Source organism: Methylocapsa polymorpha (genome assembly GCF_045689225.1).
GTDB lineage: Bacteria > Pseudomonadota > Alphaproteobacteria > Rhizobiales > Beijerinckiaceae > Methylocapsa > Methylocapsa polymorpha.
On record NZ_CP136862.1, the window covers coordinates 1,191,639 to 1,207,011 of the forward strand.

Annotated in this window: 13 protein-coding genes; 1 reads left to right on the forward strand and 12 read right to left on the reverse strand. The window is 61.3% G+C overall.

Features of this window, described 5'->3' with window-relative positions; translation table 11 throughout:
* Positions 1-10: 10 nt before the first annotated feature.
* A complete protein-coding gene (locus RZS28_RS05605; RefSeq protein ID WP_407340349.1) occupies positions 11-700 on the reverse strand; it encodes a Crp/Fnr family transcriptional regulator in 690 nt (229 codons plus the stop codon).
* A gap of 313 nt (positions 701-1,013) precedes the next feature.
* Positions 1,014-1,376, reverse strand: a complete 363-nt coding sequence (locus RZS28_RS05610; RefSeq protein WP_407340350.1) for a septal ring lytic transglycosylase RlpA family protein — start codon at positions 1,374-1,376, stop codon at positions 1,014-1,016.
* Positions 1,377-2,102: 726 nt separating this feature from the next.
* On the opposite strand from RZS28_RS05610, the gene epsC reads away from it, so the two are divergent.
* A complete protein-coding gene (epsC, locus tag RZS28_RS05615) occupies positions 2,103-3,059 on the forward strand; it encodes a serine O-acetyltransferase EpsC (protein WP_407340351.1) in 957 nt (318 codons plus the stop codon).
* 54 nt (positions 3,060-3,113) lie between these two features.
* Here the strand turns inward: epsC and mutS are convergent, their stop codons facing one another.
* From mutS to RZS28_RS05665, 10 genes are all read right to left on the reverse strand, one after another.
* The gene (gene mutS / locus RZS28_RS05620; protein WP_407340352.1) at positions 3,114-5,921 is read right to left on the reverse strand and encodes a DNA mismatch repair protein MutS; all 2,808 of its coding nucleotides are present in this window, start codon (positions 5,919-5,921) and stop codon (positions 3,114-3,116) included.
* A gap of 52 nt (positions 5,922-5,973) precedes the next feature.
* On the reverse strand, positions 5,974-7,908 hold the full coding sequence (locus RZS28_RS05625; protein WP_407340353.1) for a potassium transporter Kup: 1,935 nt from the start codon (positions 7,906-7,908) through the stop codon (positions 5,974-5,976).
* 466 nt (positions 7,909-8,374) lie between these two features.
* The gene (locus tag RZS28_RS05630; protein ID WP_407340354.1) at positions 8,375-8,686 is read right to left on the reverse strand and encodes a hypothetical protein; all 312 of its coding nucleotides are present in this window, start codon (positions 8,684-8,686) and stop codon (positions 8,375-8,377) included.
* Positions 8,687-8,847: 161 nt separating this feature from the next.
* A complete protein-coding gene (locus RZS28_RS05635) occupies positions 8,848-9,564 on the reverse strand; it encodes a DUF1013 domain-containing protein (protein WP_407340355.1) in 717 nt (238 codons plus the stop codon).
* 321 nt (positions 9,565-9,885) lie between these two features.
* Complete coding sequence (locus tag RZS28_RS05640) at positions 9,886-10,536, reverse strand: DsbA family protein (protein ID WP_407340356.1); 651 nt, start codon at positions 10,534-10,536, stop codon at positions 9,886-9,888.
* 104 nt (positions 10,537-10,640) lie between these two features.
* Complete coding sequence (locus RZS28_RS05645) at positions 10,641-11,303, reverse strand: DsbA family oxidoreductase (protein WP_407340357.1); 663 nt, start codon at positions 11,301-11,303, stop codon at positions 10,641-10,643.
* 103 nt (positions 11,304-11,406) lie between these two features.
* On the reverse strand, positions 11,407-11,952 hold the full coding sequence (locus RZS28_RS05650) for a hypothetical protein (protein WP_407340358.1): 546 nt from the start codon (positions 11,950-11,952) through the stop codon (positions 11,407-11,409).
* Between the two features lie 22 nt (positions 11,953-11,974).
* Entirely contained in the window at positions 11,975-12,535 is a 561-nt protein-coding gene (locus RZS28_RS05655; protein ID WP_407340359.1) for a hypothetical protein, read from the reverse strand.
* 170 nt (positions 12,536-12,705) lie between these two features.
* Positions 12,706-13,482 carry an SPFH domain-containing protein gene (locus RZS28_RS05660; RefSeq protein WP_407340360.1) on the reverse strand — a complete coding sequence of 259 codons (777 nt, stop codon included), beginning with the start codon at positions 13,480-13,482 and terminating at the stop codon, positions 12,706-12,708.
* Positions 13,483-13,520: 38 nt separating this feature from the next.
* On the reverse strand, positions 13,521-15,344 hold the full coding sequence (locus RZS28_RS05665) for an extracellular solute-binding protein (RefSeq protein WP_407340361.1): 1,824 nt from the start codon (positions 15,342-15,344) through the stop codon (positions 13,521-13,523).
* Positions 15,345-15,373 lie beyond the last annotated feature (29 nt).

Here is a 15,373-nt window from a genome sequence, read left to right on the forward strand (position 1 = left end):
GACAATGCGCTCAGCCTCCCTCGCGCATCGCCTCATCGAGGCGCGTCTGCAGCACGTGCGGCTTGACGAGGACCAGCGCGCCCCTGGTCTTTTCGACGAGGCCTTCGTGCGCCATGGCCGAGAGCTCGCGCGTCACCTGTTCGCGGCGGCACCCGATCCGCGCGGCGAGAACGTGGTGAAAAGGCGGCGGCGTCACCGCGCGTTCGCTCGGCTTGCCGGGGCGCGGCTGGGCCATGCGCAAGAGCTCTGAATAGAGGCGGTGCTTGAGATCGAAGATCGAATGTTCGGCGAGGCGCGCGTTGAGCTCACGCACCCGCCCGGTCAGCAGCCGCAAGATTCTTTCGCATGTCGTGTGCGATGTGAAGATCACCTCGCGAAACACATGCGCGGGCATGATGCAAAGCTCGGATTTCGTCAGCGCCGTCACATTGGCGGAGCGCTTGGCTCCGTCGATCGCCGTCATTTCGCCGAAAAACTGGCCCGCCTTGCTCTCGCCGAGAATGATCTCCTTGCCGGCCATGGTCCGGATCAGGATCCGAACCTCGCCGGCGATGATGAAATAGACGTCGGAGGATTCGTCTTCATAATCGACGACGAGTTCGCCGTCATCGTAGCGCCGCCAGGCGCAAAGCCGATCGAACCGCTCGAAGTCGAGGTCGGCGACATCCTTGAAGAAGGGAATGCGCGTGAGGGTTTGCATGGCTGCGGGCTTGAAGCTGACTTAAAATATTAAAGACAATTCGCCGGGGCTCGGAAAGAGCTTCAATTTTTACGTTAGCACAAGCTGCAGCGATTTTCGCGCGCTTCGTCAAACAATGCGAGTCAGGCGACCTCTCGCGGCGCGGAGAGCCGACAGCCCGCCAAGGGCGGGCGCGTGCATTCCCGGTCGTCGAACAAGGCCGGAGGGCAGCGGGGATCGACGCTTCTCCATAGGCGCAGAGCAGATTCGCCTACCCAGGCGAATCTGCTCTCGCGGCGTCAGCCGGCCTAAAAGAATCGACGCGCGATCGACTTTAGTTCAGGCGAGCAATCTTGAGGGTGGCGATGCCCTGCTCAAGGATCCCCAGAGCAGCGGCGGCGCCTCTAGCCAGGTCCAGGCCGCGGCCGCGGATGAACGGACCGCGATCGTTAATCCGCACGATCACCGAGCGGCCTGTCTTGGGATTGGTCACATGAAGCCGCGCGCCAAAGGGCAGAGTTCTGCTAGCGGCAGTAAATCCATCTGGATCGAAGGCTTCGCCCGATGCGGTCCGGCTTCCTGATGTGTAGAACGAGGCTTTGATAAGGGAGCCTTCGTGAGACCGAGCAAAAGATGAATTTGGAAAAAGACCGATAAACGCGGAAACTACGATACTTACACTGATAACCTTCAACATTCTACCCATTCTGTTGTTGCAGATGGGCTTCGCTATTTCCTAATTGTGTCCATAAAAAGAACGGCGGCTGGCTGGTTTCGACTATAAGTTATCTAACTCCGTCAATCGATCGCTGTGAGACTGAAAAAGAGGCAATAAATAACGCGATTAATTTGTTATTAGACATGCAGACGCTTGATAGCTCGACTCTATATTAACATCTATTGGACAGCCCCAACTCTCGACAGATTTAGGGCATTCTTCGGCCGGGAAGCCGCCGCAGGCGAAAGCTTTGCTGGCCTCCTCGATTTTGCAAAGCGCGCAGGAAGGGCGCAGCGGCGCACAGTTCTTGCATTTGTCAGGACGCGGGCGCCATCCCGGCGAAGGCTCACTGACGAAGGCGACGCGGCCCGAGAATAAGCGATCGCGGAACTAAGGAGATGCAAATAATAGAGTTTATGCCTATTATATACTATCGACAAAAACCATGGAGAATTTTGGCGTTGCTTGGGCAAACGTAAAAAAGAATATTATTCTCTCGATGTAATGCTATACGCTTTTCGCTTGAAATCGTTGTTTGGCAGATCCGCTTGTCGAACTTGAAGGGCTGAAGCCGAATACGTTGCGACGCGCCAGCGGCGCTGTAATAGAATGGCGGATCTGACGCCGCCCCGAAGGACGCCGCCAATCAAGATCAACAATGGCCAGCCCGTTTCTTCTTGGCTTTTGACGCGGAGTGGATCCAAAATGGACTATCAACTCATAGGAAACGACGAAGGCGCGCTCACGCAGTCAAATTGGGACCTCGATCGAATTGTCTCAGATTTGCGAGCTTTACGCAGCGAATGGCGAGAGACGACAAAATCCAATAGCGTAATCTACGAGCTGCCGTCGCAGGAAGCGCTCGCCGACATTGTGGACGGTCTGTCCGCGGCGCTTTTTCCGAGGCATTTCGGCCGCCCGGGCCTCACCGAGGAAGGCGTCGATTATTTCGTCGGAAGCTTGCTCGGCCGGGCGCTCGAGGCGCTCCTCGAGCAAGTGCGCCGGGAATTGCGGCTAACGTCCGAGTCGCGCGGCGAGAGCGGCGTCCAGCGCGAGCAACGGGCCCATGAGATCACGCGAGAGTTCGCCGCGCGTCTGCCAAAGGTGCGGGCGCTCCTCGAAAGCGACATTCAGGCGGCCTATCGGGGCGACCCGGCGGCGCATTCGGTCGATGAAGTGCTGTTTTGCTATCCGGGGATTGTCGCGGTCATCCGCCACCGGCTCGCGCATGAGCTTTATCAATTGGGCTCTCCCCTCCTCGCCCGCATCATTTCGGAGATCGCGCATTCGGCGACCGGAATCGACATTCATCCGGGCGCGCAGATCGGCGGCAGCTTCTTTATCGACCATGGCACCGGCGTCGTCATCGGCGAGACCGCGATCATCGGCGAGCACGTGCGGCTCTACCAGGCCGTCACCTTGGGCGCCAAACGGTTCGCGGTCGATGAAAACGGCGCCTTGCTGAAGGGCGGCGCCCGGCACCCGATTATCGAGGATGATGTCGTGATCTACGCTGGCGCGACCATCCTTGGCCGGGTCACCATCGGGCGCGGCTCGAACATCGGCGGCAATGTTTGGCTCACGCGCAGCGTGCCGCCCGGAAGCAACATCACGCAGGCCCAGGCGCGCAGCGACGTCTTCGTCGACGGCGGCGGAATCTGACCACGGATGATCGTTCGAGGGGCGCCGTCGAGGCGAGGCCGCTGGCCGCGCCGCTCAGCGGCGCTCGGCCCGAAGCTGCTTCAGACGATAAAGCGCCTCGATCGCGGCGCGCGGCGAAAGCTCGTCCGGATCGATCGCATCGATCGCCTCGCCGAGAGCGTCATCTTGCGCTTGGGCGATAGCGCTGTCAGCGGCGGGGGCCTGCGTCGCAGAGGAAGCCGCGAATGACATAGTGAACAGGGGCAGGTCGGCGACGAGACGATCGACATGGGAGAGCCGGTCGGCGGCCTCGAATTCGGCGAGAAGGTTTCGCGCCCGTTCGACCACCGGACCTGGCAGGCCCGCGAGCTTGGCGACTTGAATGCCATAGGAGCGATCGGCGGCGCCCGCCATGATCTCATGCAGAAAGACGACGTCGCCATTCCAGTCGGTCACCCGGACGGTGAGATTGTCGAGCCGGTCAAGCCGCTTGGCGAGCTGCGTCAACTCGTGGAAATGCGTCGCGAAAAGCGCCCGCGCGCGGTTTTTCTCATGCAGATGCTCCATAACCGCCCAGGCGATGGAGAGACCGTCGAATGTCGCTGTGCCGCGCCCGATTTCATCGAGAATGACGAGCGAGCGCTCCTTCGCCTGATTAAGGATCGCGGCGGTCTCGACCATCTCGACCATGAAGGTCGAGCGGCCGCGCGCGAGATCGTCCGAGGCGCCAACGCGCGAGAAAAGCCGGTCGACCACGCCGATATGCGCCCTCGCCGCCGGAACGAAGGAGCCCATTTGCGCAAGCACGGCGATCAAGGCGTTCTGCCGCAAATAGGTGGATTTACCGGCCATGTTCGGCCCCGTCACGACCGCGATCCGGCCGCCTCGGCCGGCAAGGCCGGAAAGCGCGCAATCATTGCCGACAAAAACCCGGCCGCTCGCGCGCAACGCCGCTTCGACGACCGGATGGCGCCCGGCTTCGATCTCGAAAGCAAGCGAATCGTCCACCAGCGGCCTCGTCCAATCGCAGGCGGCGGCCAGTTCGGCGAGGCCAGCCGCGACATCGATCGCGGCGAGCGCATGGGCGGCGCGCTTGATTTCCGTCTCCTGAGCGAGGAGCAGCGCGGCGAGTTCGTCGAAGATCGTCTGCTCGCGGGCGAGCGCCTCGTCGGCGGCTGAAGAAATCTTCGCCTCGAGCTCTGCTAGCTCCCTGGTCGAAAAGCGCATGGCGTCGGCCATCGTCTGCCGATGCGCGAAGATGGCGTCATAAGGCGGCTTCAGAAGGCGTTCGCCTTGCGCCTGCGGGACCTCGATGAAGTAGCCGAGGAAATGATTGTGCTTGAGCTTTAGCTGTTTCGTTTCGGCCATATCGCAGTAGCGCGCCTGAAGCGCTGCGATCACCTGCCGGCTTTCGTCGCGCAGGGCGCGAAGCTCGTCAAGGGCGCCGTCATAGGCGGCGCGAATGAACTCGCCGTCGCGGCGATGGAGCGGCAAGGATTCGGCGAGAGCTGACCCCAGGCGCGCTGCAAGCGTCGGATCGGCGGCTCCGGCGGCGGCGCCCGCCTCGGCCAGCTCCTCCGGAAGCGCCGCGCTCGACTGGGGCAGCGTTTCGGCCAGGGCGTGGGCGGCGGCAAGTCCGTCGCGCAGCGCCGCAAGGTCGCGCGGGCCGCCGCGACCAAGCGCGAGCCGCGACAGGGCGCGTGCGAGATCCGGCGCGGATTTGAGCTGCGCCCGGACATTCTTGCGTAGCGCCGGGTCGTCGACGAAAAACGCCGCCGCGTCGAGGCGGCGAAGAATCGCCGGCGCGTCGGTCAGCGGCGCCGAGACTCGCTCGGCGAGAAGGCGTCCGCCGGATGGCGTGACTGTCCTGTCAATGGCCGCGATCAAGGAGCCCTCGCGCCCGCCGGCCAGGGTACGCGTGAGCTCGAGATTGGCGCGCGTCGCGGCGTCGATTTCCATATGCGCGTCGCGCCCGAGCCGCGAGGGCAGACCCAAGGCGGGACGCGCGCCGAATTGCGTGCGTTCGATATAGAAAAGCGCGACGGCGGCGGCGGCGATCTCCGCGCGGGACAGGGCGCCGAGTCCGTCGAGCGTAGCAAGACCGAAATAATCCTTGATCCGCAGCTCGGCGCTTTGCCGCTCGCCAGCCTCCCGGCCGAGCGGAGTCAGCGGCCGTTGAGTCTCCTTCGCGATGCGGGCGAACCCCGGAGAGGCGACAAGCGATTCAGGCGCAACGATTTCGGCCGGATCGAGGCGCGCGATCTCGGCCTCAAGGGCCGTCTGCGACGCTTCGCAGACGGTAAAGGCGCCTGTCGAAATGTCGACGGCGGCGAGGCCATAGCTGAAATCGCCGCCAGACTGCGGCGCCCGCGCGATCGCGAGAAGACAGTTCGCGCGGGCCGGATCGAGCAGCAGCTCCTCGGTGATGGTTCCGGGGGTCACGAGGCGCACGACCTCGCGGCGGACGACCGATTTGCCGCCGCGCTTGCGCGCTTCGGCTGGATCCTCGATCTGCTCGCAAACGGCGACCCGATGGCCCTGGCCGATCAGCCGATTGAGATAATCCTCGGCGCGCTCGACCGGAACGCCGCACATCGGAATATCCTGGCCCGCATGTTTGCCCCTTCGAGTCAGGACGATGCCGAGCGCCTTGGCGGCGATCTCGGCGTCCTCGAAAAACAATTCGTAGAAATCGCCCATCCGGTAGAACAGAAGCGATCCGGGATTGGCCGCCTTGATCTCCAAATATTGCGCCATCATCGGCGATATTTTTGTGCCCGCCTCCGTTTGCTCCTCCGATTCGGGCGCAGGCGCGCGCGCCTCGCCTTGCGGGCTCGAATTGGTCAATTGGGGTGGTAGGGTCCGGCTCGCGCGCTTCGGCATGGCGCGAGCCTAAAGCAGATGACGCCGCGGCGGAAGCGTCGAGCGGCGCGGCTCAGACCGTGACCTGCTCGCCGAGCTCGACCACTCGGTCGGAGGGGATCGAGAAGAAGTCTGTGGCGTTCGCCGCTTGCTTGTACAAGACGATGAAAAGCTTGTCCTGCCATATCGGCATGCCGGAATGCTGGGCCGCCTTGACCGTGCGCCGGCCGAGGAAGAACGAGGTCGTCATGATGTCGCACTTCAAGCCGGCGGCCTTGCGCAAGGTCGCGAGCGCCGCCGGAATGCGTGGGCTCTCCATATAGCCGTAGTGCAATATGATGCTGGTGAAATCCTCGGAAAGCTTTTGGATTTCAAACCGCCTGCTGATCGGCACCCGCGGCGTGTCCTCTGTCACGACCGACATGAGCCACACCCGCTCATGCATGACCTTATTATGTTTCAGATTATGCATGAAGGCGGAGGGCGCGACCTCGGGCGTGTTGGTCAGGAAGACCGCCGTTCCCGCCACCCGGATCGGCTTTGATTTCTCCAGCATGCGGATGAGATCCTGCATCGAGATGGAGTCTCGCCGGGTTTTCTTGGCGAGCAATGCGGCGCCGCGTACCCAGGTCCACATGACGACCATCACGCAGCCGGCGAGCAGCAGAGGCGCCCAGCCGCCGTCGACGATCTTCATGAGATTGGCGGCGAGAAAAGCGAAATCGATTGCGAGAAAGGCGGAGACAAAAACCGCCGCGAGCCAGATGGGCCAATGCCAGAGCTTCCAAACGACGACGAAAGCGAGCGAGGTAGTGACCACCATCGTTCCGGTCACCGCGATGCCATAGGCCGAGGCCAAGGCGCTGGAGCTCTTGAACAAGAGAACGAGCAGCAAGACTCCGAGCAAGAGGAGCCGATTGACCCTTGGAATGAAGATCTGGCCTTCCTGCGTCTCCGACGTGTGCAGGACCAGCATGCGCGGCAAAAGCCCAAGCTGAATCGCTTGGCGCGCCAGGGAATAGGCCCCGGTGATGACAGCCTGGCTCGCAATGACCGTGGCGAGCGTGGCGAGGATGACGAGCGGCAGGAGAGCCCATTGCGGGGCGAGCAGAAAAAACGGATTTTCCACCGCCGCCGGATTCGACAGGACGAGCGCGCCTTGGCCGAGATAATTCAAGGTGAGCGCCGGAAGCACGAAGACCATCCAGGCGGTTTGAATGGGACTGCGGCCGAAATGACCCATGTCGGCGTAGAGCGCCTCGGCGCCGGTGACGGCGAGGAAGACCGAGCCAAGCACGACGAATCCGAGCAAGCCATGGCCGAGCAGGAAACGCAGCCCATAGATCGGATCGAAGGCGAGAAGGATGCGCGGCGCGCTCCCAATGCTGGTTGCGCCCAAGACTCCAATCACCAGGAAGAACAGCGCCATGATCGGACCGAAGAGCGCCGCTACCCGGGCGGTTCCGTGACTTTGCACCCAGAAAATCGAAATCAGGATGGCGATGGCGCCAGACAGAACATAGGGCGTAAAAATGGGCGTGACGAGTTCGAGCCCTTCCAGCGCCGACAAGACCGAGATCGCCGGCGTGATGATCGCATCGCCGGAAAACAGCGCCGCCCCCGCGACCCCGAGAAAGAAGACCGGCGCGACCCCATGGCCCACCGCCGACTGGGCGAGCGCCATCAAGGACAGCGTGCCGCCTTCGCCTTTATTGTCGGCCCGCATCAGGAACAAGACATATTTCGCGGTGACGGTGAAGAACAGCGCCCAAAGCAACAGGGACACGGTTCCGATCACGCCTGTTTCGGTGACGCCGCCAGCTTTGATGTGATGCAGCGACTCGCGCAGCGCATAAAGCGGGCTCGTTCCGATATCGCCATAGACGACGCCGAGTGAGCCGAGCGCCAAGGCCGCAAAGCTGCTTTTTTGGCGGATAAGGGGGGGCTCGCCGGCTGGCTGCTGCGCGATCGTGGATGGACTGGGCTCTTGCGCGATCTGCTGCGCCATTTGAAATCCCTTCGAGGGGCGGCGCCCCTGACGCAGTGCGGTCCGCAAAAGGTTGCGCGCGGCGGGGGTATAGCGGCTTCCGGCGCGCGAGAGAAGAGGCCCGGCTTCGGCGGCGGGAGCGGCCGCCCTGGAAGCCGCGCATCTCGATCAGATCGCACATCACATCGAGATGGGGGCGCGCAAGATCAAGAAGCGGAACCAATCCGAACCAGAAAAATCGACGCACATCAAAAACTGGAGTTAGCGCCTGATTTGTGACAAGTCGCGGCTTTTTCGGAGATTGAATCGCGATCAAGCGGACAGCCGAGGGCGATGGCGGATCGCCTTGAAGCGATAGCGCTCGGCCCCTCGTCCGCCTCAAACTCATTGTTGACGCGCGCGCGATCCGATCTGATGGATCGCCGCCGAAGTTTTTGATTGAGCAGGCTCTTTTCGAGAAATGGCCTATGGCTTCGAGTCTCGCGCGCTAGTAATGCGCGTAGCCATAAGCGGGGCCGTAAAAGACTGGCGCGCCGGGAAACTCAAGAGAATCCGCATAAAGGCCGCGCGACTGGCAAACCGCCTGCGGATGGAAGCGCGCAGTGTCGCCGACGAGGTCCAGCTCCGGCGCCGGGATAATCCTGCACCTTGCGTCGACGCCGACCGTGAAAGGAGCCGGTCGCGGCGGCGCGTAGCCGCCCCAGGTGCGGTCGAGGTCGGCCGCGTGAGCTTGAAAAAAACAAGCGCCCGCCAAAACGAGGCTAACACATGCGCCTGCGCGCGCAGCAAGGCTCATCATTGTCATCTTCTCCAGCGCATAAGATCCGGCGCGATGCGAATCGCATCGCTAGGACACGCCCTTAGAAGCCATGATTCGGCCTAACAATCCGCCAATGCGCGCGCCTGGTTCGAGGCCCTCGCGAAATTTCCGGAGCCGCAGGCCCCCGAGGAGAAGACGCCTCATTCCTTGACCTTGAGATCCTTGAGCTTCGCGAAGACCGAGTCGACGTCGATGTCGGCCTCCCGCTCCGGCCGCTTGGCGGGCGCATTGCCAAAGACCTCGGCCTCGGTCGAACGCTCCTCATGGGGCGAACGCGTGGTGACTTCGGCGGGGACCAAGGTCTGGCCGTGGTCCTCCTCAACCACAGGACGGTCCTTGGCGGCGCGATTGACCTCGAAATCGAGATCCATTTGCGAGCATAAGCCAAGGCTGACCGGATCGACCGGCGACAAGGCCGCAGAGTTCCAATGGGTGCGGTTGCGAATCGCCTGCAGCGTCGTCTTGGTCGTGCCGGCGAGACGCATGATCTGCGCGTCCTTCAGCTCGGGATGATTGCGCACCAGCCAAAGGATCGCGTTCGGCCGGTCCTGGCGTCGCGACAGAGGCGTGTAGCGCGCGCCGCGTCGGCGGGCAGGCTCTGGCAGACGCACCTTCGAGACCGCGAGCTGCAGCTGACGATTCTCGTCCCTTTCCGCCGCGGCGATCTCCTCCCTGGTCAATTGCCCTGAGGTGATAGGGTCGTTTCCCTTGATTCCGGCGGCGACTTCGCCGTCGGCGATCCCTTTCACTTCGAGAGGATGAAGCTTGCAGAAATTGGCGATCTGCTCGAACGTGAGCGATGTGTTCTCGACAAGCCAGACGGCGGTGGCCTTGGGCATTAGCGGCGCATTGCTCATTCGTTTTTCTCCTTCGCGCTCGAAAAAGGGGGAAATCCCGCAGCTTTCGCGGCCGCGCCAAATAGTGCTCCGCGCTCCCCGCCGCGCCGGGGCGAGGCTCGCGAGCAAGGCTCAAATCTTTTAGCCATGACGGGAATAGCGCCAATATATAGGCGGCGGCGCGCCCGAAGGCAATGACGCGCAAGCCGTCAATCCGTCCGACCGAGGCCAAGCGGAAAGATGCGCCGGGAGGCGAGCCAGCCTTGAGCTATACAGCAAGGCCGCCGACGGCTGGGCAAGCATTCAACGCGATCCGAGCCCCAGGGGCGCGGATCGAAGGGCTCACCCGTCGTCGATCGAATTGAACAGCGCGTCGGCGAAGACGTCCGCCGTTTTTATGCCGACGATGTCCTGCTTGCCGGCGAAGGTGAACCGCGGGACCTCCTCGACGCCCGAGGCGCGAATGTCGGCCATTTCCCGCCGCAAAGCGGCCGCGTCGTCGCCGGCGTCGAGAAATTGCTCGACCGAGCCGGGGTCCATCCGTGATTTGGCGGCAAGCGCGCAAAGAACGCCGCGATCGCCAATGTCCTGCCCTTGAAGGAAAAACGCCTGGAATAGACGCTCGACGATCTGGGCCTGAACCCCGAACCCATAGGAAAACCGGATCAGCCGATGCGCGTCGAATGTATTCGGTTGGCGCGTGATTTTGTCGAAAGCGAGCTCGAGCCCGAATTCGCGCGCGAGCGCGGCCGCGCGGGCAAGCTCCGCTTCAACGCCGTCAGCGCCGAATTTCGCTTCGAGATAGGCGCGCCGATCTTGCCCCTGCGGCGGACTCTCGGGATCGAGCTGGAAAGGATACCAGCGGATGTCGACCGCGAGACCCGGCACGGAGCCGACGACGGCATGCGCCAGGCGTAAGCCGATGAAGCAATAAGGACAGACCAAGTCGCCGACGATATCGATTGGAATTGGACCAGGCTCGTCGCCGCTCATCCATCGCTCCTGTATTCTTGCTGGAACACGCCGCGCCAAAGCTTAAAGCAAATTCCATGCTTTGCTCGCGGAACGAGGCGAGCGCGGTCTTGCGGCGAGAAACGTCAGCCCGCGCGCGAGGGCGCCTGGCGCGCCTTCAAAAGCGCGGCGGCGAAGACTTCTTTCGATTGCGGCCCCGGCACGACCACATCGTCGCCGAAAATGAACATAGGCGCGCCGGCGACCCCGAGCCTTCGCGTCGTCGCCAATTCGTCCTTGACCGATTGAATATCGTCGCCTTGCGCAAAAACCTCCTCGAGAAGGTCGCGATCGAGGCCGGTCTCGACGCCAAGCTCGATGAGCAGACGCCGATCGCCAATGTCCCGCCCCTCGACCAGGAAGGCTTTGAACAGGCGCTCGACCATTCGACCCTCGAGGGCGCCGAACTTCGCGAAACGAACGAGCCGATGCGCGTCGAGCGAATTCGGCATGCGTTCGATCTTGTCGAAGGCGAAGGAAAGCTCGACCTCGCGGCCGGCGGCGACCATGGATCGAAGCGCTTCCTCCACCCGATCCTGGCCGAATTTCTTGGCGAGATAGGTTCGCCAGGCGACGCCATTTTCCGGGACCGAGCGATCGATCTGGAAGGGCCGCCAACGCAGATGAACGCCAACGTCCTGCGCGGCTATGGCGGATTCGAGCCCGCGCTTGGCGATGTAGCACCACGGACAGACAACATCGGCGATGACGTCGATGGCGATGAAAGCGTCGGATCTGGCTGGACTCATGAAGAAAGCTCAAAGCAAGAATTTGGCCAGCGCGGGCGGGGTTTGGATGTGCTAGTTTTACGAAGTTTTGTGTAACCGAGAGGGTGCCGGATTAGAAACCGACTCACCGAGAACCTTTCCTTGGAATTTCGGGTAGCGGCGCTGTAATGTCAGACGAATTAGGTATCAGGTCATAACGAAAGCGGCTGTTTTTGAACCAAACACGACCAGCTTGATCGAACCCACACTTTATATGGATGGGCGCCCGCCAATCATTTGTCCAAGTAACAAGATTCTTGAGGTTGCCCGCCTCAAGAAATTCTTGAGTCTCTCGGCAAAGATTACAAGCCTCAGTGATCGAATCCCACGCGTGGCGTAAGTCATTCCACGCCTTGGCGCGCCCCTCGACCCCGGCAGTAAATAACGCTTCTATTATTGCGTCATCATTGTCGTAATCAATTAAAGCGAGCGCCCTATCGGCCTGATGAAGTAGAGCCTCTGAAAGCTGACCTCTGTGAATTAACATCTGTCCACTTCGGAGAGCAAAACTAGCAGAAACATACTCGTCCCGCTTGGTTTCTGCTTCGTTATTTGAGTTAATAATTGGCTTTCCATCGTAGGCAAATCGAGGAACCAAGATTGTTTCGTATAACTTAAGTAGACCATCCAAGCTTATATGCCTGTAAATTTGCTTAGCAGCTTTTTTTTGTGATTGTGTCGATAACCTTTGAACGTAGCATGTCGAAATGGCGGGCGCGCGGCAGAAGTAAAGTAATTGATCGACGGAGATCCCTTACCGTGCCTAGGTTGTCTATTAGAAAGCCCAGCGCGCTGTCATCCGCTCGCCGCAATCTTGAGGCCTTGATCTCTGCTTCGAAGCCATCACCATAGAAATTTCGTCCACATTCACGGCCAATAACACGCAATGCTTTCTCTTGCCGATAAAAGACGAGCATTCCGTGAAAATATTTAGGCCCTCGTAGTGAACAAAGCGGACAAGGCGCCGCACCTACAACGCTGCGTAAGCGTTCCGGAATGTCGATGTCTTCGGCAATTAATTCTGGCATGCGGCTGCCAATGGGTGGAGTAGAGTGGCAATGCCACTTCCATTCGTCCGGCTTGCCAGTTTGTATCACATGCTGTTTGAGGTCCTGAATACTCCGCTCGTCCGGACGTCGGTCCCAAATTTTAGCCTCAGGATTGTCTCGTTCTGAAAATCGCGGATCGTGTTCCTGTCGTCGCGTCTTGACCATAAAGCGCGCCCTCAATCTGGTTGATTTGCTAAAAGAACATACCAGAAACTGCGATTCGCGCAATGTTCTAGACTACATGTAGTGGCTAATCCTCACTGTTCACACCATGCGATTGTGATGAACAACGCGGCGGAAGAAATCCGATCCAGCTCTGGCTCACAGCCGGCCCCTCACCGTCCCCCTTCCCCACCGCTCCCCGCGAACGCCCGCGCCATTTCGACGAATTCGCTCGGCATCATGATGATCGTCATCGTGTTCTGCTCGGCGCCGACTTCGGTGATCATTTGCATGCGGCGCAATTCGAGCCCGGCCGGGCTTTGCATGATCGTCTCCGCCGCCTGCCGCAACAAAGCCGCGGCTTCGACCTCGGCTTCCGCCTTGATGCGGCGGGCGCGCTTTTCGCGATGGGCCTCGGCCTCCTGCGCCATGGCCCGCTGCATGGAGTTGGGAATTTCGACATTCTTCATCTGCACCCGCTCGACCTTCACGCCCCAGGGCTCGGTGACGCGATCGATCGAATCCTGCAAAGCCGCCGAGATCGTATCCTGCTCCTTCAACACATCGTCGAGCGTATGCTGCCCGATGACGCCGCGCAGCGCGGTCACGGCGACCTGGACGACCGATTCGCCGACATTGACGACCTCGATGACCGAGCGTTCCGGATCGATCACCTTGCGCCAGATCACCGCGTTGATCTTGACCGGCACATTATCCTTGGTGATCGCCTCCTGCTGCTCGACCGCCGTCGTCATGGTGCGCATATCCACCGTGCGGCTCCATTCGACCAAAGGGATCAACAGATAGAGCCCCGGTCCCGCGGTGCGGACATATCTGCCGAGCTGGAACACAACCGCCCTTTGATATTGGTTGGCGATGCGCAGGCTCGCGAGCAGAAGCAGGACCAAGGCGATGGCGACCGCGGCGATAATGGCATGGACGTCGAACATGAATTGTCTCCAATCAGCGATTCGCGCCCGCCCACGCGTCAAGGCTCTTTTTTCCACCATGTATCGAGCGTCGCGCCGCCTGTCGGCGATCCGTGGCGCGGCAGCTGCTGCGGCCTCGCGAGCTTCGTCGACGCGGCGGTCCATAGATCCGGCGCATGAAACAGCGGAACGATATAGAACCCGGAAAGAAGCACGCGGTCATAGGTTCGAACGGCGGCGACGAAATCCTCCTGCGTCTTGGCGGTGAGAAGGGCGCTGATCAGAGCGTCGATGGCGGGCGATTTGGCGCCGGCGAGATTAAACGAGGCTTCCTGATCGGCGCTGGCGGAGCCCCAGCGCGAGCGCTGCTCATTGCCCGGCGAGGCGGAGGCGATCCAGCTTCCGATCATCATGTCGAAATCGAACTTCTGCCGCCGCCGCTGATATTGCACTTCGTCAACGAGCCTGACCTTTACCGCAACTCCGATCCGCGCGAGCGAATCGGCGTAATTGAGCGCGAGCCGCTCCTGGTTGCGATCCGTAACCATGATCTCGAAGGCGAGCGGCGCGCCGTCCTTCTCCAGACGCCCGTTCGTGATCGCGTAGCCGGCCTGCCGCAGGAGCTCGAGCGCGCGTTTGGGCGCCGTCCTGTCTTGCCCCGACCCGTCCGTCGCCGACGGCCGCCATCGCCCTTCCAAAATGTCGTCGCGGACCGCGCCCGGAAAAGGCGCGAGGAGGCGGCGCTCCTCTTCGCTCGCAGGCCGCCCGGTCGAGGCGAGCTCGGACTCGTCGAAAAAGCTCTTCGTCCGGATGTAGAGCCCATCATAGAGATTGGCGTTGATCCATTCGAAGTCGAACATAAGGCCAAGCGCTTCGCGTATTCTTATGTCGGTAAAGAGCGGCCGGCGCAGATTGAAGACAAATCCGTCCATGCCCTTCGGTCCGCCCATGGGCAGGCTTTCGCGCATCATCCTGTGATCGCGGATAGCGGGAAAATCATATGACGATGTCCAGCGGACCGGGTTCGTTTCGGTGCGAAAATCGAGGAGCCCGGCGCGGAACGCCTCGAACAGGCTGTTGGCGTCGCGAAAATATTCGATGTCGATCTCATCGAAATTATAAAGGCCGCGGCGGATCGGCAGATCCTTGGCCCAATAATTTGGGTCGCGATGCAGAATCAGATGCTCGCCGGGCTTCACGTCGACGATGCGATAGGGCCCAGACCCGGTCGGGATTTCAAGGCTGGCCTCGTCGAATTTCGCCGGGTCGATCTTATGGCGCGGGAGCACCGGCATAAGCGCGAGGGTCAAAGGCATTTCCCGGTCGCCAACGCCTTTGAGATCATAGCGGACGGTCAAAGGGTCGGGCGCGTCGATCGCCTTGACGAGCGAATAGGCTGCGCGCTGCTGCGGCCGCCCCTTGGTCTTGAGGAGATTGAAGGTGAAAAGCACGTCGGCCGAGGTGATCGGAACGCCATCGGAGAAATGCGCGCGCGGATCGAGCCGGAAGGTCACAAAGGAGCGATCGGCGTCGGTTTCGATGGTCTGCGCGATCAATCCGTAGAGCGTGAAAGGCTCGTCGAGCGAGCGCGTCATCAAGGTCTCGAAGACATTGCCGTTGAGCCCTTGCGCGGTCGAGCCCGCCTTCAGGTTGAACGGATTGAGGCTGTCGAACGTGCCCTGGAAGCCGATCGTCAGGCGGCCGCCTTTCGGCGCATTCGGCTCGACATAGGGCAGATGGTCGAACCCGGCCGGCAGGTCGGGCTCGCCATGCATGGCGATCGCCGGCTCCGGCGTCGATGCGGCGGGTTCGGCGCGCGGAGAATGGGCGAGCGCCAGAGCAAGGACGCCAGCGGCAAGAACGGCTGAAGCCAATCGAATCATCTGTTTCATCATCGCCGCAATTTAGACCA